20 protein-coding genes are annotated in these 18,452 nt (G+C 68.5%); 14 read left to right on the forward strand and 6 right to left on the reverse strand.

What is annotated here, in order from left to right; translation table 11 throughout:
- Nucleotides 1-215: 215 nt before the first annotated feature.
- The 3 genes from A3OM_RS0121600 (at nucleotide 216) to A3OM_RS0121610 (ending at nucleotide 3,813) form a co-directional block, all read left to right on the forward strand.
- The gene (locus tag A3OM_RS0121600; protein WP_018045879.1) at nucleotides 216-845 is read left to right on the forward strand and encodes a hypothetical protein; all 630 of its coding nucleotides are present in this window, start codon (nucleotides 216-218) and stop codon (nucleotides 843-845) included.
- A 216-nt stretch (nucleotides 846-1,061) separates the two neighbouring features.
- Nucleotides 1,062-2,447 (forward strand): pitrilysin family protein, encoded by a 1,386-nt coding sequence (locus A3OM_RS0121605; RefSeq protein WP_018045880.1) that lies wholly within the window; start codon nucleotides 1,062-1,064, stop codon nucleotides 2,445-2,447.
- 64 nt (nucleotides 2,448-2,511) lie between these two features.
- Complete coding sequence (locus A3OM_RS0121610; RefSeq protein WP_043765012.1) at nucleotides 2,512-3,813, forward strand: pitrilysin family protein; 1,302 nt, start codon at nucleotides 2,512-2,514, stop codon at nucleotides 3,811-3,813.
- A 36-nt stretch (nucleotides 3,814-3,849) separates the two neighbouring features.
- On the opposite strand, the gene A3OM_RS0121615 is transcribed toward A3OM_RS0121610, so the two are convergent.
- Nucleotides 3,850-4,275 (reverse strand): hypothetical protein, encoded by a 426-nt coding sequence (locus A3OM_RS0121615; protein ID WP_018045882.1) that lies wholly within the window; start codon nucleotides 4,273-4,275, stop codon nucleotides 3,850-3,852.
- 157 nt (nucleotides 4,276-4,432) lie between these two features.
- Between A3OM_RS0121615 and A3OM_RS0121620 the strand changes: the two genes are divergently transcribed.
- Nucleotides 4,433-5,755 (forward strand): MFS transporter, encoded by a 1,323-nt coding sequence (locus A3OM_RS0121620; protein ID WP_018045883.1) that lies wholly within the window; start codon nucleotides 4,433-4,435, stop codon nucleotides 5,753-5,755.
- A 29-nt stretch (nucleotides 5,756-5,784) separates the two neighbouring features.
- Here A3OM_RS0121620 and A3OM_RS0121625 read toward each other — a convergent pair whose 3' ends face one another.
- Nucleotides 5,785-6,321, reverse strand: a complete 537-nt coding sequence (locus tag A3OM_RS0121625) for a L,D-transpeptidase family protein (protein ID WP_026176293.1) — start codon at nucleotides 6,319-6,321, stop codon at nucleotides 5,785-5,787.
- 271 nt (nucleotides 6,322-6,592) lie between these two features.
- Here A3OM_RS0121625 and A3OM_RS0121630 point away from each other — a divergent pair, with 271 nt between their 5' ends.
- Complete coding sequence (locus A3OM_RS0121630; RefSeq protein WP_018045885.1) at nucleotides 6,593-7,279, forward strand: response regulator transcription factor; 687 nt, start codon at nucleotides 6,593-6,595, stop codon at nucleotides 7,277-7,279.
- Nucleotides 7,280-7,282: 3 nt separating this feature from the next.
- Here A3OM_RS0121630 and A3OM_RS0121635 read toward each other — a convergent pair whose 3' ends face one another.
- Nucleotides 7,283-7,504: a hypothetical protein gene (locus A3OM_RS0121635; protein WP_018045886.1), complete on the reverse strand. Its 222-nt coding sequence runs from the start codon at nucleotides 7,502-7,504 to the stop codon at nucleotides 7,283-7,285.
- Between the two features lie 176 nt (nucleotides 7,505-7,680).
- Here A3OM_RS0121635 and A3OM_RS0121640 point away from each other — a divergent pair, with 176 nt between their 5' ends.
- The 5 genes from A3OM_RS0121640 to A3OM_RS0121660 all read left to right on the forward strand — a co-directional run bounded on the left by A3OM_RS0121640 (nucleotide 7,681) and on the right by A3OM_RS0121660 (nucleotide 11,515).
- A complete protein-coding gene (locus A3OM_RS0121640; protein ID WP_018045887.1) occupies nucleotides 7,681-8,133 on the forward strand; it encodes a cyclic nucleotide-binding domain-containing protein in 453 nt (150 codons plus the stop codon).
- A 96-nt stretch (nucleotides 8,134-8,229) separates the two neighbouring features.
- Entirely contained in the window at nucleotides 8,230-8,493 is a 264-nt protein-coding gene (locus tag A3OM_RS0121645; RefSeq protein WP_018045888.1) for a YARHG domain-containing protein, read from the forward strand.
- An 88-nt stretch (nucleotides 8,494-8,581) separates the two neighbouring features.
- Nucleotides 8,582-9,424 carry a 2,3,4,5-tetrahydropyridine-2,6-dicarboxylate N-succinyltransferase gene (gene dapD / locus A3OM_RS0121650; RefSeq protein WP_018045889.1) on the forward strand — a complete coding sequence of 281 codons (843 nt, stop codon included), beginning with the start codon at nucleotides 8,582-8,584 and terminating at the stop codon, nucleotides 9,422-9,424.
- A 173-nt stretch (nucleotides 9,425-9,597) separates the two neighbouring features.
- Nucleotides 9,598-10,479 (forward strand): alpha/beta hydrolase, encoded by an 882-nt coding sequence (locus A3OM_RS0121655; RefSeq protein ID WP_018045890.1) that lies wholly within the window; start codon nucleotides 9,598-9,600, stop codon nucleotides 10,477-10,479.
- Nucleotides 10,480-10,624: 145 nt separating this feature from the next.
- Nucleotides 10,625-11,515: a phosphatase PAP2 family protein gene (locus A3OM_RS0121660; protein ID WP_018045891.1), complete on the forward strand. Its 891-nt coding sequence runs from the start codon at nucleotides 10,625-10,627 to the stop codon at nucleotides 11,513-11,515.
- A gap of 175 nt (nucleotides 11,516-11,690) precedes the next feature.
- Here A3OM_RS0121660 and A3OM_RS0121665 read toward each other — a convergent pair whose 3' ends face one another.
- Together A3OM_RS0121665 and A3OM_RS0121670 are read right to left on the reverse strand one after the other, a co-directional pair.
- Nucleotides 11,691-12,434: a TerC family protein gene (locus tag A3OM_RS0121665; protein WP_018045892.1), complete on the reverse strand. Its 744-nt coding sequence runs from the start codon at nucleotides 12,432-12,434 to the stop codon at nucleotides 11,691-11,693.
- Nucleotides 12,435-12,479: 45 nt separating this feature from the next.
- A complete protein-coding gene (locus A3OM_RS0121670; RefSeq protein WP_085984286.1) occupies nucleotides 12,480-13,418 on the reverse strand; it encodes a lipid kinase in 939 nt (312 codons plus the stop codon).
- A gap of 572 nt (nucleotides 13,419-13,990) precedes the next feature.
- On the opposite strand from A3OM_RS0121670, the gene A3OM_RS0121675 reads away from it, so the two are divergent.
- The 4 genes from A3OM_RS0121675 (at nucleotide 13,991) to A3OM_RS24505 (ending at nucleotide 17,809) form a co-directional block, all read left to right on the forward strand.
- Entirely contained in the window at nucleotides 13,991-14,845 is an 855-nt protein-coding gene (locus A3OM_RS0121675; protein ID WP_018045894.1) for a hypothetical protein, read from the forward strand.
- Nucleotides 14,846-14,860: 15 nt separating this feature from the next.
- Nucleotides 14,861-16,309 (forward strand): hypothetical protein, encoded by a 1,449-nt coding sequence (locus A3OM_RS0121680; protein WP_018045895.1) that lies wholly within the window; start codon nucleotides 14,861-14,863, stop codon nucleotides 16,307-16,309.
- 76 nt (nucleotides 16,310-16,385) lie between these two features.
- Nucleotides 16,386-17,378, forward strand: a complete 993-nt coding sequence (locus tag A3OM_RS0121685; protein ID WP_018045896.1) for an SPFH domain-containing protein — start codon at nucleotides 16,386-16,388, stop codon at nucleotides 17,376-17,378.
- Nucleotides 17,375-17,809 (forward strand): NfeD family protein, encoded by a 435-nt coding sequence (locus A3OM_RS24505; protein ID WP_018045897.1) that lies wholly within the window; start codon nucleotides 17,375-17,377, stop codon nucleotides 17,807-17,809. Before A3OM_RS0121685 ends, A3OM_RS24505 begins: the two co-directional genes overlap by 4 nt.
- Before the next feature lie 54 nt (nucleotides 17,810-17,863).
- Here the strand turns inward: A3OM_RS24505 and A3OM_RS0121695 are convergent, their stop codons facing one another.
- Nucleotides 17,864-18,286: an organic hydroperoxide resistance protein gene (locus A3OM_RS0121695; RefSeq protein WP_018045898.1), complete on the reverse strand. Its 423-nt coding sequence runs from the start codon at nucleotides 18,284-18,286 to the stop codon at nucleotides 17,864-17,866.
- Nucleotides 18,287-18,452: the final 166 nt, after the last annotated feature.

An 18,452-nucleotide genomic window follows, 5' to 3' on the forward strand; every position in this document is an offset into this window, starting at 1 on the left:
AGATTCGTGCGGCTGTGATCCGTAAACCACATTGCGGATCGTTGTGGCCGGGAGGCTGGTGCGCTGCGGTCAAGGCGCCATACGTTCGCCTGAAACCGCCGTCAGGCCACGAGGGCAAGACCGGCATCGACCGACACCGACACGCGCCAGCACGTTCCGGGCAGGCACGCATTCGAGCTGGCGCACTCTGCGGGCCGGCGCAATTTGGGGGCAGCATGATCGGGCATCGCGGGTTCATTCTCGGCTTTACCGGACTTCTCGCGGCGAGCGGCGCCCAGGCGCAGCAGGGCGTGTTCATGCGCGACACCCTGAGCAGCATCGGCCTGATCGAGCCCGAGAAGCCGGCCATCACCTATCGTGAGCGGGCGCCCCTGGTGATGCCGCCCAAGCTCGACGGCAAGGCGTTGCCGCCGCCGCGTGCCGCCACTGCCACGCCGCAATGGCCCAAGGATCCCGAGATCGTCCAGCGCGACCGTGAACTCGCCGACGCGAAGAAGCCGATCTCCCGCGGAGCGCAGGGGCGGATGAACGACAACAACATGACGCTTTCGCTCGACGAGATGCGCGGCGGCCGACGCGCCGATGCCAGCGTGCGCACCGAGCCGGGCCGTCCCGAGAGCGACGGCGCCTCGTCTTCGATCTGGAGCCCCTTCGACATCTTCGGCAAGCGTGAGGACAAGGCCCAGCCCATTCTCGCCGAGCCCGATCGCGATACCCTCACCGACCCGCCGAACGGGTACCGCAAGGCCCCGAAGGCGGTCGCCCGCAACAACAGCGACCCCATCAACAATCCCTCGCGCGAGCGTGAGGAAGCCGATCCGGGTGCCTACATCCGGGGTCGCTAGCCGAGTTCCGCGAGGAGCCCGCGGACGGTCCCATCGCTCGTAGAGGAGATGGCCCCGTCCCGCTGGATCCCGCACCCACCCCCGGCGCCCGAAGGGTATCGGTACGGGATTTGCCCTGACCTCGGCCGGCGGATTCGTGGCATCCGAGGCGTGCGCTCAGGGGCATTGCGTTCATGACGGGCGGTCACGCATGGCCGACGTATCAAGGAAAAGACGATGCATCTGTTGCGGAAGGATACGCCCGGGTTCTCGCTCAACCGCCGCTACGGCCATGCCGGCCGGGCCGAGGCCGCGCCGTTCGGGCGGTCCGAGGCCGGTGGCCCCGAAGTCTCCGCCTTCGCCCTCGATAACGGCCTCGATGTCGTCGTGGTGCCCGATCACCGCGCGCCGGTGGTGACGCACATGGTGTGGTACCGCAACGGTTCGGCCGACGATCCGATCGGGCAGTCCGGCATCGCGCATTTTCTCGAACACCTGATGTTCAAGGGCACGGAGAAGCATCCGGTCGGCGCCTTCTCGCAGGCCGTGTCCGGCCTCGGCGGCCAGGAGAACGCCTTCACCTCCTACGATTACACCGCCTATTTCCAGCGCGTCGCCCGCGACCATCTCAAGACGATGATGGAGTTCGAGGCCGACCGCATGACCGGTCTCGTCCTCGAGGATGCCGTGGTGGCGCCGGAGCGCGACGTGGTGCTGGAAGAGCGCCGCATGCGGGTGGAGACCGACCCGTCGGCCCAGCTCTCCGAGGCCATGGCCGCCTCGCTGTTCGTGCATCACCCCTACGGCACGCCGATCATCGGCTGGATGCACGAAATCGAGGATCTCAACCGCACCCACGCCCTCGACTATTACAACCGCTTCTACACCCCTGAGAACGCCATCCTGGTCGTGGCCGGTGACGTGACGCCCGACGAGGTCCGGCGGCTCGCCGACGACACCTACGGGCTCGTGACGCCGCGCGGCGCCCGGCCGGTGCGGGTGCGCGCCAAGGAGCCCGAGCCCCGCGCGCTCCGCCGGCTCAGCGTCGTCGATCCGAAGGTGGAACAGCCGACCCTGCAGCGGCTCTATCTCACCCCCTCCTGCATGACCGCCCGCGACGGCGAGTGCCACGCCCTGGAACTGCTGGCCGAGGTGATGGGCGGCGGCTCCACGTCCTTCCTCTACCGAAAGCTGGTGATGGAGCTCGGCGTCGCCGTGAATGCCGGCGCCTGGTACATGGGCTCGGCCATCGACGACACGCGCTTCTCGGTCTACGCCATCCCCGCCGAGGGCGTGAGCCTGGAGCGCCTGGAGGACGAGGTCGACCGCGTCCTGCGCCGCGTCCCCTCCGAGGCCCTGGGTCCGGAGGCCATCGAACGGGCCAAGACCCGGCTCGTCGCCGAGACGGTCTATTCCTCCGACAGCCAGTCGTCGCTGGCCCGTATCTACGGCTCGGCGCTCGCCATCGGCGAGAGCATCGAGGAGGTCCGCCGCTGGCCCTCCGACATCGAGGGCGTGACGCGGGATCGCCTCGCCGCCGTGGCCGAGCGCTACCTGATCCCCGCCCGCTCCGTCACCGGATACCTGACCAAGACGCGCGATCCCGACGCCGCCGTTGCGTGAGGCGACCCTCACGCACGATCCCGCTGATCCCGGCCCGGGCGCCCAGAAGAAGAATGAGGTTCTCATGAACTCGGTCGAAGCCAATCTGGTCGATACCACCGCCCGCAGCGCGAACGCTCCCACGCTGGCGCTTCCGGTGGCCGCCGCCGCCGGCATCGAGGCCTGGCACGTGGAATCGCCCGTGGTGCCGATGATCGCCCTCGCCTTCACCTTCGAGGGGGGGGCGGCTCAGGATCCCGAAGGCAAGGGCGGCGTGGCGCAGATGCTAGCGCGCCTCCTCGACGAGGGCGCCGGCGACCTCTCCTCCGACGCCTTTCAGGAGCGTCTGGCCGCGCGGGCCATCGAATTGTCGTTCCATGCCGGCGCCGACGCGGTGGGCGGCTCCCTCAAGATGCTGGTCAAGCACGCCGACGAGGCCATCGACCTCCTCGCCCTGGCGCTCGCCAAGCCGCGCTTCGATCCCGACGCCATCGAGCGCGTGCGCGCCCAGACGCTGGCCGGCCTGCGCTACCAGCAGAACGATCCGGGCGTGATGGCCTCACGCCGCTTCTTCGCCGAAGCCTATGCCGGCCATCCCTATGCCCGTCCCTCGTCCGGCACGCCGGAGAGCATCGCGGCCATCACCCGCGACGACCTCGTGGCGATGCACCGGCAGATCATCGGCCGCGGCGGCCTGAAGGTGGCGGCCGTCGGCGCCATCGATGCCGACCGTCTGGCCGATGCCCTCAACCGCGCCTTCGGTGTCCTCGACGAGGCCGGACCGCTGAACGCCGTGCCGCAGACCCAGGTCGGCCAGCTCGGGCGCCGCGTCGTCGTCGATATCGACGTGCCGCAATCGGTCCTGCGCTTCGGCATGGGCGGCGTGCCGTGGAAGGACCCGGATTTCATCCCCGCCTACGTGCTCAACCACATCCTCGGCGGCGGCTCCTTCACCTCGCGCCTGTTCCAAGAAGTACGCGAGAAGCGGGGGCTGGCCTATTCGGTCGGCACCTCCCTCGTCAGCCACCGCGCCAGCGCCATGACCTGGGGCTACACCGCCACCAAGAACGAGCGTGTCGGCGAAGCCCTGTCGGTGATCGGCGACGAGATCGGCCGGCTCATCAGCGACGGCCCGTCCGACGAGGAGCTTCAGAAAGCCAAGGATTACCTCACCGGCTCCTATGCGCTCGGCTTCGACACCTCGACTAAGATCGCGCACCAGCTCGTGCAGATCTCCTTCGAGGGGCTGGGGATGGACTACTTCGCCCGCCGTAACGAGATGGTGACGAACGTGACCCAGGCGGACATCCGCCGCGCCGGTGCCCGCACCTTCGCCGACGGCAAGATGCTGGTGGTGGCCGCAGGGCGCCCCACGGATTTCCTGTAGGATTCGGACGCTCCACGGGGTCCCAGCGAAACCCAATCAGACCGACAGGGCGAGCCGCTCGGCCGCCCGGCGCAGGTCGTCCGCCGACACTGCGCCGTAGCGTTCCTCGAACGTCCGTTGCGCCCGCTCCCAATAAGGCCGCGCCTCCTCGATGCGTTTTTGGCCGGCCTCCGTGAGGGTGAGGGAGCGTGTGCGGCCGTCCCGTCCCGGACCGGCGGCGATGAGACCGTCCCGGGTGAGCGGATGCAGGGCACGGCCCATCGTGGTGCGGTCCATCACCATGATGTCGGCAAAGCCGTTGATGGAGATCGGCCCGACACGGCCGAGACCGCACAACAGACCGTACTGGCTGGTGCGCAGGCCGGTCGGTGCGAGATGCTGGTCGTAATGCTGAGTCAGCCGGCGCGACGCCTGGCGAAGGGCGAGGCAGTGGCACGGTGACACCGGTGCCGGACGGTCCATCGCGAAAAGTCCTCGAGAAATGGGTCACGGGGTCTGCGGGCGACGCGCTTGTGTAAAGCGTGCATATGCGCCTAAGCAAGGGTCGACCGCGTCGCGGTGCCGGGCATGCCCGCCCGGTGATTCCACCGAACCACCATGCGGAACCCGAAGAGGCCGTATGACCATCACCGCTCCCTTCGGGTCGTTGTCGAACGCCGTTGCCGCGCCGCTTGCCCGCCGCAACGTCCATTACGGCTGGGTCGTCGCCGGCGTCACCTTCCTCACCATGCTGGTGACGGCCGGCGCCGTTGGCGCACCGGGCGTGCTGATCCTGCCGTTGCAGAAGGAGTTCGGCTGGGACACGGCGACGATCTCCTCGGCGCTGGCCGTGCGCTTCGTCCTGTTCGGATTGATGGGGCCTTTCGCGGCCCAGCTGATGAACCGCTACGGCCCGCGCCGCATCGTGCTCCTGGCGCTTCTGCTCATCGTCGGGGGGCTCCTCACCTCCCTGTTCATGAGCGAGGTCTGGCAGCTGGTCATGCTCTGGGGCGTCGTCGTCGGCATCGGCACGGGGCTCACCGCCCTGGTGCTCGGCGCCACCATCGCGACCCGCTGGTTCTCGCGCTCGCGCGGCCTCGTGGTCGGTCTCCTCACCGCCAGTTCGGCCACCGGCCAGCTCATCGTGCTGCCGCTCCTCGCCGCCCTCACCGAACATCTCGGCTGGCGCGCCGCACTCCTGGTGATCTGCGGGCTGCTGCTCACGGCGGGGCTCGCCGTCACGGCGCTGTTGCGGGACCGGCCGGAGGACATGGATCTGGCCCCCTACGGCGAGACCGCCGTCACCGGCAACGCTCCGCCGCCGGTCGTGAGCGGCTCCGCCCTCGGAGCCCTGGCGGAGGCGTCGCGCACGGGTGTGTTCTGGGTGCTCTTCGCCACGTTCTTCATCTGCGGGGCCAGCACCAACGGGCTGATCCAGACCCACTTCATCCCCCTCTGCGCCGATTACGGCATCGGCCCGGTCCAGGGGGCGAGCGTGCTGGCGGCGATGGGCGTGTTCGACTTCATCGGCACGGTGGCGTCGGGCTGGCTCTCCGACCGCTACGACAACCGCTGGCTCCTGTTCTGGTATTACGGCCTGCGCGGCCTCTCGCTGATGTTCCTGCCGTTCTCCGACTTCTCCTTCGTCGGCCTGTCTGTCTTCGCCGCTTTCTATGGGCTCGACTGGATCGCCACGGTGCCGCCCACCGTGCGGCTCACCGCCGCCCGGTTCGGGCGCGAAAAGGCGAACCTCGTCTTCGGCTGGGTGTTCGCGGGCCACCAACTCGGGGCCGCCACCATCGCCTACGGCGCCGGCCTGTCGCGCACCGCCCTGTCGAGCTACCTGCCGGCCTTCTTCGCCGCCGGCGCCCTGTGCATCCTCGCCGCCATCCTGGTCCTGACCCTGTCCCGTCCGGGAGACCGGCGGGACGCATCGCCCGCCGCCCTGCCGGCGCGGGCGTAGCCCAATCGGAAGGTTAACCGATGCGGGCGTCAGAGAATCTGCAGCCGGGTGTGCGGCCCGAGGCGCCGCAGTAGCCGGACGAGGTCGCCTCGCTTCACCGCGACGCAGCCCTCCGTCGGCAGGTATCCCGCCCGAGCCACATGGAGGAAGATCGCCGAGCCGCGCCCCGGCCGGATCGGCTGGCGGTTGTAGTCGAGATCGACGACGAGGTCGTAGAGACCGTCCTCCCGCCACATCAGTTCCGCGCTGACACCGGGGGCGGGCAGGACGATCGGCCGGTTGTAGCGCCGGTCGCGCGGGTCGTCGCACCAGCCGTCGTTCTGTCGCGTCCGGCGCAGAGCCAGCGCGGTGCGGGGGCGGGCCCCGAAATGGTCCGGGCGATAGGCCCCGGCCCGCAGGCGGAAGACGCCCCGCGGGGACAGGCCGTCTCCTTCGCGCTTGACCTGACCGATGCCGGAGCGGCCGAGCGCGCAGGGAATGACCGCATTGGCGGCGAGAATCTGCCCGCGGGTGGGATCACTCACCAGCCGGCGGACGCGGATGCGAGAGAGGGTCAAGCGGATCATGTCGGCCTTATCGACCGGACAGACCGGCCCGAGCCAGCCCATTCCTGAGGCGGCGATGCGCGACGACGGCACCCATGCGAAACTTTTTCGGGGGTCGAGCCGTCACGGACGTGCATACTCCGCCTCCGGCGCGACCTCGTTCAAGGTTCTGACATAAACCCGCCATCACTCTGCTGTGTAGGCTCGCGGCCGACGAAGCGGTCGTCTCTCAAGTTTTCGGGATCGGCCCGTTCGGGCACATCCCTGTTGCGTGTGAAAGTATCCCCGGCCGATGTCGACCACCCATCGCCTTCTCGTCTGCGACGACGACGAGTCCCTGCGCGAAACCTTGATCGAACAACTCGACCTGTACGAGGAGTTCGTCACCGTCAGCGCGGAGGACGGGAAATCCGCCCTCGCCCGCGTGGCCGAGGACCGGATCGATCTCGCGATCATGGATGTCGGCCTGCCGGACATGGACGGGCGCGAAGCGGTGCGGACCATGCGCCGCAACGGTTATCGCGGCCCGGTCATCATGCTGAGCGCGCAGGATTCGGAAGAAGACACTGTGGAGGGCCTGGAAGCGGGCGCCAACGATTATGTCGCCAAGCCGTTCAAGTTCGCGGTGCTCCTCGCGCGCATCCGCGCGCATCTGCGCAGCCACGAGGCCAGCGAGGACGCCGTCTTCCAGATTGGCCCCTACACCTTCCGCCCCGGCGCCAAGCTCCTCATCTGTGAGCGTGGCTCGAAGCTGAAGCTCACCGAGAAGGAGACGGCGATCCTGCGCTTCCTCTACCGCGCCGGCCGCGAGGTGGTGGGCCGCGACACGTTGCTGGCCGAGGTCTGGGGCTACAACGCGCAGGTCACCACGCATACGCTGGAGACCCACATCTACCGCCTGCGCCAGAAGATCGAGCCGAACCCGGCCGTCACCGCCATCCTCGTGACGGAAGGCGGCGGCTACAAGTTGCTGCCCTGAGGATCAGGCGGCCGCATTCGGCGCATCACCGCCGGATGTGTGGAAGGCGGCGATTTCCCGAATCAGGTCGCGTTGCTGCTCGATGACGAGATCGGACAAGATTTCGTCGTCGTTCCCATCGATGACCGACAGCAGGCGGATATCCGGATATCGGCCCTCGAAGAAGACGAGGACCTCGGATTGCGCATAGGGATCGTTCGGATCCAGGCAGAAGTGATTGGACACCGGAATTTCCGTCTTCGTCGCCCTCGGGAGACGCGTCTATCCACCGGTTTCATGACATCCGTTTGATCGACGCTCCGTCCCTGCGCGGGCGCGGCACCGGATTTCCCCCCTCGCCCGCCTTCGGCTAAGGCTAGCTCCTCCGGAGGGACGCCTCCGTCTTGAGGGAGCGGACGGCATTGGGGCTCGACGACGACATCGCGATCCTGGCGGCGGCCCCTCTGTTCAGCTTCATGGCGCGGGACGCCCTGAGGCTCCTCTCCTTTGCCGCGGAGCGTCGCAGCCTGACGCCGGGGGACGTGCTGTTCGCCCGCAACGAGCGCAGCGATGGCGGATACGTCGTCATGTCCGGAACGGTCGAACTGGCGCCGCGTGGCGCCGGTGCCGAGCCCGTCAGGGTCGGCCGCTCCGCCCTGATCGGGCAGATGGCGCTGTTCCTGCGCGGCGAGCGCCCCACCGATGCCCATGCCGTCACGGAGGCGGAGGTCGTCCGCATCACGCCCACGCTGATGCGCCGGGTGCTCGAGGAATTTCCTGATGCGGCCGAGGCGATCCATGCCGCCCTTCATGACGACCTCGGCACGTTGATCGAGGATCTCGACGGCGTGCGCGCCAGGATCGACGCCATCTGACATCGTATCGTCCTCTCGCCGGACGCACGATCTGGCAAAACCCGCCGGGACGGGCCAAAAGTCTTCCGTCCCTCAACACTCTTCCGGGAAGTGCTCATGCGCGCCGCCGTGGTTCTCTGCCTCGCTCTCCTGCCCGCCGCCCCCGCCCTGGCGGCATCCCCCTGCGAGGAACTCTGGGGCGAGCGCAACGCGGTCTATGCGGAGGCCGGCTACTGCTTCAAGACGCAGCGGGCGATCTCGGCCTTCGGCAACGTCAATTGCCGCTTCTCCGACATCCGCGACGTCCCGCTCTCCGCCCGCGACCGGGCGAAGGTCGGCGAGATCGTGCGGGAAGAAAGCCGTAACGGCTGCCGCGAGTAAGCCCACGCCTCGCCTGAAGCCCCGAGGTGACAGGCCGGGCCGCCTTTTGTAAGCACGGCCCTTCCCCCTCACCGACCGGAACGCCACCATGTCCCACGCCGATCTCTCCACCACCATCGAGACCGCTTGGGAGGAGCGTGCCGGCATCGACGTCTCGACCAAGGGCGCCGTGCGCGACGCTGTGGACGAGGCCCTCGATCTCCTCGATTCCGGCAAGGCCCGCGTGGCGGAGAAGGTCGGCGAGGAATGGCAGGTCAACCAGTGGCTCAAGAAGGCGGTGCTGCTGTCCTTCCGCCTCAACGACATGGAGATCATCCATGGCGGACCCGATGGCGCCAATTGGTGGGACAAGGTGCCCTCGAAGTTCGAGGGCTGGAAGAAGAAGCATTTTCGCGAGGCCGGCTTCCGGGCCGTGCCCGGCTGCTTCGTGCGGCGCGGCTCCTACATCGCGCCCGGCGCCGTGCTGATGCCCTCCTTCATCAATCTCGGCGCCCATGTGGGTGAGGGCACGATGGTGGATACCTGGGTGACGATCGGCTCCTGCGCGCAGGTGGGGAAGAACTGCCACATCTCCGGCGGTGCCGGCATCGCCGGAGTGCTCGAGCCGCTCCAGGCCAACCCGGTCATCATCGAGGACAATTGCTTCATCGGCGCCCGCGCCGAGGTGGCCGAGGGCGTGATCGTCGGTGAGGGCAGCGTGCTCTCCATGGGCGTCTATATCGGCGCCTCCACGAAGATCATCGACCGGTCCACGGGGGAGGTCATGTACGGCCGCGTGCCGCCCTATTCGGTGGTGGTCTCGGGCACGACGCCCGGCAAGGACCTGCCCGACGGTACGCCCGGCCCCGGCCTCTACTGCGCCGTCATCGTCAAGCGCGTCGATGCCGGCACCCGCTCCAAGACCGCCATCAACGAGCTGCTTCGGACCTGAGACGCGCTCGCATGCGATTCGGATCGGCACTCTCCTCTTTCCCGTCGCGGAAAGAGGAGGGGCGAGCGCTCCTCATCGGCCCTGGCGCGACACAGGGCCGACCTGTGCGGCAGCGACCGGCGCGTTAGATCTTCCGTCCGATACAGACCGTCCCGGATGAGGCGTTGCCAGCGATGATCGAGCCTGCCCACTCCACCCGTGGCTTTCAGCTCGACGTGCTGGAGCGCAAGGTCCCGACTCCCTGCGACATCGTCGGGAGCGGCCCGGCGGCCCTGCTCCTGCCGGCCCTGTCGTCGATCTCGGCACGAGCGGAGATGCGGCCCCTCGCCAAGATTCTGGGCCACGACTACCGTTGCCTCATTCCCGACTGGCCCGGCTTCGGCAACCATCCGCGGTCCCGCATCGCCATGGAGCCGGAGACCTTCCACGCCTTCATGGATTCCCTGCTCGCTGCATTGCCCGGCCCCTACGCCATCGGCATCGCGGCGGGTCATGCGGGACCCTATCTCGTGGCGGCCGCACGGCGGCATCCGGGTGTGTTCGACCGGCTCGTCCTCATTGCACCCACCTGGCGTGGGCCGCTGCCCACCGCTCTGGGCGACTCGCGCCGCGGCTGGCTCTCGGGCATCCGCAAGGCCATCGAACTTCCGCTGCTGGGCGAGGCGCTCTACCGCATCAACATCAGTCCTCCGATCATCGGCCGGATGATGCGCGCGCATGTCTATGCCGATCCGGACCACGTCACGCCCGGCATCATCGCCGACAAACACGCCGTGACACTCCAGCCGGGGGGCCGTTTCGGCACGGCGGCCTTCGTCACCGGAGGGCTCGATCCGTTCAAGGTCCGCAAGGACTTTCTCGCCCTGATCGAGGCGGACGGACTTCCGCCGATCCTGGTTTTGCGTCCGGAGCGTGCGCCCCGCCGGTCCGGCGCCGAGATGGACGCTCTCATCGCCGCCGGCCATGTGGCCAAGGCTTCGGTTCCGGGGGCCTTGAGTCCGCATGAGGAATATCCGGGAGAGGTCGCCGCCGCGATCCTCGCTGGCATCCGATAGGGGTCTCGTGCGCGGACCTGCGGGCAAACCTGTTACGGATCGGCGAAATGTCATGCGCTCAGGGTGCCATACGAGTGTCGTTCAGGAACCCTATGGCTCCCCTATCGCTTGCCATTCCCGACGCATTTCACCCTGAGCCGCCGCCATGTATTCTTTGTTTCCCGCTCTCGCGTCGCTCGCCTTCACGTCCTGCGCCCTGATGGCGGCTCCTGCCTCGGCGCAGGCACCCGCGCCGAACACGGCCGACAGCAAAGCCACGAGCGGAAAGCCTCGTTCGGCGCCGGCCGTCGCCACGACGCCGTTGACGCCGGAGATGCCGGCACGCGCGCCCTATCTGTCCGACGCCACCGCGCCCGATACGGTCGCGATCCTGCCCCCGCCGCCGCGGGGACAATCGGCGGCGGAGACGGCGGACAAGACCATCTTCGCAGGGACCCGCGCCCTGAAGGGCAGCGCGCGCTGGGAACTCGCCACGGCGGATGTGGCGGACGGCCCCTCGGCCATCCTCGATGATTTCGCCTGCGTGCTCGGCCGCAAAATCGATCAGTCCCGCTCCCCGGCACTAATGACCCTGCTCGAACGCACCCGCCTCGATATCGGCCGGGCCACCCGCCCGCTCAAGGAACATTACCGTCGCCTGCGGCCCTTCGTCGGCAACGAGGCCGAGATCTGCGTGGCGCGCACCCGCGAGCTCGGCGACGCCTTCAGCTTCCCGTCCAGCCACGCGACGCAAGGGTGGGCCTACGCGTCCATCCTCGCCGCACTGGTGCCGGAGAAAGCGACGCAGTTCTTCGTCCGCGGCAAGGCCTACGGCGAGAACCGCATCGTCTGCGGCGTGCATTGGGCCAGCGACGTGGAAGCCGGCCGCACGACGGCCAGCGTCGTCGTCAGCGCGCTCCAGGGCGATCCGGGCTTCCGCGCGGATCTCGAAAAGGCACGGGCGGAGATCGGCAAGAACCTGTCGCAGGAAGGCTCGCCGCCGGACGCGGCGATCTGTGCCCGCGAGACCTCGGCCCTGCGCGAACCAATCCTGTAGCCGGCTACGGGGGCGCGGCGGCGGCCGAGCCCCTGAGCGCGGGTCACGCCGGGCGCGCCCCGACACACCCACCAAGCCCCTTCGATCTTGCCAAAACGAAGAAAGGCCCGACCGTTGATCCCGGTCGGGCCTTTCTTCGTTTTCCCGTGAAACGGAAGGGAAGGGGCTTACGCCCTTACCCCGCCGTCGTCTTGTTCCGTCTCCGGCGTCGGGCGAGGAGATTGAGTGCCTCGACGCCGGCCGAGAAGGCCATGGCGGTGTAGATGTAGCCCTTCGGCACGTGGGCGCCGAAACCTTCCGCGATCAGCGTCATGCCGATCATGATGAGGAAGCCGAGCGCCAGCATCACCACGGTGGGGTTGGCATCGATGAAGCGCGCCAGCGGGTCGGCCGCCAGCAGCATGACGGTGACGGCGGTGATGACGGCGATCACCATGATCGGCACGTGATCGGTCATGCCCACCGCCGTGATGATGCTGTCGATGGAAAAGACGAGGTCGAGGACCAGGATCTGCCCGACGGCGGCGGCGAAGCTCAGCACCACCGGGGAGGACGCATCCTCGTGGCCGTCATCGGGATCGACGGTCTCGTGGATCTCCTTCGTCGCCTTCCACAAGAGGAACAGGCCGCCGCCGATGAGGATCATGTCCCGCCAGGAGAAGGCCTTGCCGAAGATCTCGAAGACCGGCTGCGTCAAGTGGACGATGTAGGCGACGGTGCCGAGCAGGCCGAGACGCAGGACCAGCGCGAGGCCGATGCCGATGCGGCGGGCCTTGGTCTGCTGATGGGCCGGCAGCTTGTTGGTGAGGATCGAGATGAAGATCAGATTGTCGATGCCGAGCACCACCTCCATCACGATGAGGGTGGCGAGCGCCACCCAGGCGGTCGGGTCTGCGGCGAGTTGAAGAAGGGAATCCACGGGGAGAGAACCTCGAACGTCGTCAGGTCGGAAAGCGGCGGAAGATCAGGACGCGGCGGGGATGATGCCGGGGCGGTCGGCGGGTTCCGGCGCATAGATCCGGATGGCCTTCGGCACGACCTTGAAATGGGCCGGCGTGTAGGTGGAGAGCTCCCCGTCGGTGTTCACCGGCCGAGGCTTCTTCGTCTTCACCACAATCTCGGTGGTGTTGAAGGCGCGCACGTCGGCGGCCTTGCCCTGGGTGCCCCGACGGAGGGCCGGCAGCAGCGCTATGAGCCGCCACCAATGCGTGACCTCCAGGCTGTAGAAATCGAGCTTGCCGTCATCGACCGTGGCGGTCTCCTCTACGGTCATCCCGCCGCCGTAATGGCGGCCGTTGCCCACCGAGACCTGGATCGTGGTGATGGTTTCGGTCAGCCCGTCATGTTCGAGATAGACCGTGAAGGGACGCACCCGCCGCAGGACGCGCAGGGCGGCGATGGCATAACCGAGCGTGCCCCACTTCTTCTTCGATTCCGCGGTGAGGTCACCAGCGAGGTCGGCCGAAAATCCGATGCTCGCCACGTTGAAATAGTAGCGGCCGTTGACCCAGCCGAGATCCACCGCCTGGGGCTTCGCCGTGCCGATGAGCTCGGCCGCCTCCACCGGGTCGGTGGGAAGGCCGAGGGAGCGGGCGAGGTCGTTGGCGGTGCCGAGCGGCAGGATGCCCAGCGGCAGGCCGGTCTCCACCAGGGCCGGCGCGGCCGAGTTCATGGTGCCGTCGCCGCCGCCGAGGATGACGAGATCGCACTCCGTCGCATGGCGCTTGATCACCGCCGTGCAATCGGGATCGCCCGGCGGCTCGAACGGCTCAATGCCGGCGGCACGTAAGGCATCCCGCACGGCGTCGAGGGAGAACGAGCCGTTCCGGGCGTTCGGGTTGACGAGAAGAAGAGCCCGGCGGGCGGAGGCGGCGCTCACGAGGCGACCTCCGGAAAGGGGCATCTCGAGATGCCGCATGAGATCATCGCAACAACCACGTGTTTCAGAACCCCCCGGTGCGTTCGCGCCGCGTCAGCGCAAAGGCAGAGAAGGAGTCCGACATCGCGGCCGACGCCTCGGCCGCCAGAGGGGCCCGGACCCGTCAAGCTCTCCAGAGGTGGGCGCTTCCACGCCGATGGCAAGAGGCAATATTCTGGAGGTAGGCCGGTTGCGGTAAGATGGCCACGCGCAACCTCGGCGGACGCCGATCGCAGATGGCTGGGAACAGCGGGCATAGCGCGGGGAACGATGCCCGATCGAAACCGCCTGGCAATGCCGTGTGCTAAGCAGGTCTAGCAAAAGTGGTCACCGGTTTTGCGTCCCAGAACCTGCAACACTCCAAAGGCCTAGGCGAGGTGAAGCGTTGGTGTTCCAACGCGAACCCGCACAGGTCTCGTGCGTCGACGCGACCCCGTCGCGAACGGCCCGCCTCGACGCGGGCAACCGAACGCCCGACCTTGACGTTTCCTTCCGGCCGGACGCTGTCATGCGGTCGTGCCCACCCTCCACGTCGCTCGCGACAGCGGTGAGATGCCATGCGCTACGGATTGTTCTCCACTTGCTCGGCGGCCCTCCTCGGGGCTCTGATGTCCACTGGTAGCGCCGGGGCACAGGGCCGTCCGGCCTGGGTCGATCCTCCTGCCAAGGCCGATACGAAGCCCGAACAGAAGGGCGACGCGAAGCCCGCCTCCCCCCAGGTCGTGCAGGAGGCACCCCAGGCGAGCCCGGCCCAGGCGGCGAAACCCGAGACCACGCCGAGTGCCGCCTCCGTCGCGGAGAGGAGCGCGGAGGCACCGCGGCGGTCCCGTCGCGGCAACCGCCACGCCGAGTCCGGGATCAGGCATTCCCCCCGCCGCCTCTCGCAGGTTCCGCCGAACGCCCTCCCCCTCACCGTCTCCCCGGGCGCACCGTCCCCGAGCATGGCGATGGCCTCCGAGGACCGCTTTCCCGAATGGGCGCGCAAGGCCCAGAGGCTGAACGAGGAGTATCTCGACGCGATCTCCCAGCCCGGCGACGGCATGGTCGCCGCCGCACCGCGTTTCTATGCCGAGTCCGTGCGCTTCCACGGTCGCACCCTGTCGCTGGCCGCGGTGATGGCGGAGAAGCGCCGCTTCGTCCGACGCTGGCCGGACCGCCGCTACGTGCTGCAGGACGGGTCCCCGCGCACGGCCTGCAGCGTCGGCACGAGCAGTTGCATCGTGCGCTCCACCTTCGATTTCCGGGCGGCGAATCCGAGGAACGGTGCCCGCTCGCAGGGCGTGGCGGAACTGACCTTGGAAATCTCCTTCGCCGGACCGCGCCCGGTGATCGTATCCGAGTCGAGCCGTGTCCTGCGCCGCTTCGCGCCGGGACCACTGAGCGCCGCCGCATCGACACGGCCCGGTGCCTGAGACACAGTCGAACCGATGATCGCGACCGCAGCCAAGACACGCGCGACGAACACGTCACGCGCCTCCGACAAGACATCTCCGACGACGGTGTCCGACGAGGCCGAAGCTCCGGCCATCGTCGCCGCGCGTGCGGCAAGGGAATCGGTCCGGTCGATGATCGAAGCGGAGATCCGCCGCCAGGACGCGTTTCCGGTGGCTCGCCGGACGCTGCAGCTCCTGGCCGAGGCCGTGGTCGAGCCCGCCGCCGAGCCGCCCTTCTACAGGGTCGTCGATCGCACCGGGGCACCGCGACAGGGTGAGACCGGCCCACTGACCCTGGAGGACCTGTTCGCCGAGTTGCGGGAGCGCCATGGCGCTCTCTTCGTGCCGGTGCCGCCGAAACCCGTGGTGGAGGCGCCGCCCGAGCCCACGGCGTCGGACGACATCAAGGCGGCGACGGCGCGGTTCGTGGAATCGCAGTCGGAACGAGCCCGCTCGGTGATGGCCCGCTCGGTCGCCAGGGGAAGGTCGGCCGCGGCCACCGTCTCGGCGAGTCTGGCGGGCACGCTGAGCACCATCCGTCACTCCCTGGCGGATCGCCCCACCGGCGGGCAAGGCTCGAGCCCGCAACCGAGCTTGCGCGAACGCGGCATGCGCATCGGTGCCTCGTTCGGCGACAGGGCCCGCGAGACGGTCGCCATCGCCCGTGAGCGTCTCTCGGGCCTCGCCGCCGGGGATGGCGCGGCCTCTCCCTCGGCAACGCCGGTCCAGGGAGGGCAACCGGCCCGCTGGCCCGGGCTCGTCGCCCGCGCCGGCGACCGGCTGCGCCGCCTTGGCCGGGATGACGGTACGATCCTGACCCGGCCGGGCACGCTCGTCGCAGGCGTGGGCCTGCTCGGCGGCCTCGCCCTCGTCCTGCTTCTCACCCATGGCGGCGGGGACGACAGGCCGGCCTCTACCCCCGATGCGGAGGCTCCCCGGCAGGAGGCGAAGGCGCAGGATCCGGCCCAGGCGACACCGCCGCCCCAGTCCCAGCCGGCGCAGAACCGGCCCTCCACCATGGCCAATCCGCGCGAAACGGTGTCCCCGACGGCGCCCCCCGGCATTCCCGCCGAGGAGCCGAGCCCACCCTCGGCGGAGGAGAGCCGGACGAAGCCGGCGGAGCCGTCCAACGCCATCACCGGCAAGACGGAGGTGATCGACACCGCGACCCTGCGCGTCGGCGGCAAGCTCGTGCGCCTGTTCGGGGTCGAATGGGTCCGCGGCGGACAGCCGGAGGAACTGACGCGCTACCTCGCGGGGCGCCCGGTGACCTGCCAGCCCGTGGCCGGAAGTGCCGCCTTTCTCTGCGCGGTGGAAGGCCGCGACCTGTCGGAAGTCGTGCTCTTCAACGGCGGAGGCCGCGCCTCATCGGAAGCCACCCCCGATCTCGTCGCCGCCGAGGACCGTGCGCGGACGGAGCGTCTGGGGGTCTGGGCACGCTGACGCGAGGACGATTCACCTTGCATAGGGGCAGACGCTCGGCCTCAATGTCCCTTCCGAAAAGGCAGTGGGGACAGGCATGGATCTCTCGATCGGGTTGAGCGTGGTGGCGGTGGCGCTCGTCGTTCTCGTGGTCGTCACCCTCGCCATCGGCATCAACATCATCCCGCAGGGCCACGTCTACACGGTGGAGCGGTTCGGCCGGTACTCCCGCACCCTCGAATCCGGGCTCGGCCTCATCGCCCCCTATATCGAGCGGATCGGCCGGCGCGTGAACGTCATGGAACAGGTCATCGAGGTGCCGAGCCAGGAGGCCTTCACCCGCGACAATGCGGGGGTGAAGATCGACGCGGTGGTGTTCTACCAAGTCCTCGACGCGGCCAAGGCCTCCTACGAGATCTCGAATCTCGAAACCGCGATGATGACGCTGACGATGACCAACATCCGCACCGTCGTCGGCTCGATGGACCTCGACCAGCTGCTGTCCCACCGCGACGAGATCAACGAACGCCTGCTCCATGTCATGGACGCGGCCTCCTCGCCCTGGGGAGTGAAGATGACCCGGATCGAGATCAAGGACATCCTGCCCCCCGCCGATCTCGCCGGCGCCATGGCGCGCCAGATGAAGGCCGAGCGCGAGAAGCGCGCCTCCGTCCTCGAAGCCGAGGGCCATCGTCAGGCCGATATCCTGCGCGCGGAAGGCCGCAAGCAATCCGCCATCCTCGAAGCCGAAGGGCGGCGCGAGGCCGCGTTCCGCGATGCGGAGGGCCGTGAGCGCAGCGCCGAGGCCGAGGCCCGCGCCACGAGCCTCATCAGCGAGGCCATTTCACAAGGCGACCTCGCGGCGGCGAACTTCCTGGTGGCCGAGAAATACGTGGACGCGATCAAGGCGCTGGCCACCGCGCCCAACCAGCGGGTGGTGGTGGTGCCGATCGAGGCGGCGTCCCTCGCCGGTACCCTCGGTGGCATCGCCGAGATCACCCGCGGTGTGTTCGGCGAGGGCGCGACGCAGCAGAGAAAGAGTTCCGGCCTACCGCCGAAGGTCGGCCCGAGCGGGGGAGGGGCCGCGTGATCGTCGATAGCGTGACGGCGCTGGGGCCGGTCTGGACCTGGATCCTGATCGGGCTGGTCCTGATGGGAGCGGAACTCGCGATCTCGGGCGTGTTCCTCGTCTGGCTCGGCACGGCGGCCATGGTTACGGGGCTCGAAGTCGCCGTGGTGCCGATGCCGTGGCAGGCGCAGATCGTCCTGTTCGCCGTACTGTCGGTGGGACTCGTCGTGCTCGCGCAGAAGCGGATGACCGGGCGTCCCAACAGCCTCAACCGGGGCGCGCAGGGCCTGATCGGCCGGGAATTCCACCTCGACGCCGCGATCGCGAACGGGCTCGGACGGATCAGGGTCAATGACACGCTGTGGCGCGTCTCCGGTCCCGATGCACCGGCCGGTACACGCATCCGGGTCACCGGGATCGACGGAACCGTGCTCACCGTGACGACGGCCTGACGGAAGCAGGATACCGGAGGGGCGGAGGCCCCTCCGGCTTCGTGACGAGTGCGTTCAGGCGACGCTGATATCGACCTGGATGTTGCCGCGGGTGGCGTGGGAATAGGGGCACACCACATCGGCGCGCTTCACCAGATCCTCGGCCTTGTCCCGCTCGATGCCCGGCAGGATGGCCTTCAGGGTGACGACGAGACCGAAGCCCTCGCCGTCGTCACGCGGGCCGATGCCGACGGAGGACTCGACCTTGGCGTCCTCGGGGATCTTCACCTTGTCCTTGGCGGCCACGAACTTGATCGCGCCGAGGAAGCAGGCGGCATAACCCGTGGCGAAGAGCTGCTCGGGATTGGTGCCGTTGCCGCCACCGCCGCCCAGTTCCTTCGGCGTCACCAGGGTGACGTCGACGGCCTTGTCGTCGGTGGAGGCGGAGCCTTCACGGCCGCCGGTGGCATGGGCGTGAGCGGTGTAGAGTGCCTTCATGGTGGGTCATCCTGCTTGAGATCGAAGGGGGTCGCGTCGAGGAAAGATGGTCTCACAGAAGAACGGGGAAACCCGTCCAGCGGAGGGAAACGTCCGCCATCACGAGATCCGGCCGAAGACCGAAACCGGATTGTGCGCAACTGATATTCCGTATCGCATCAAACCG

This window comes from Methylobacterium sp. 88A (assembly GCF_000376345.1).
In the GTDB taxonomy this organism is placed as follows: domain Bacteria; phylum Pseudomonadota; class Alphaproteobacteria; order Rhizobiales; family Beijerinckiaceae; genus Methylobacterium; species Methylobacterium bullatum.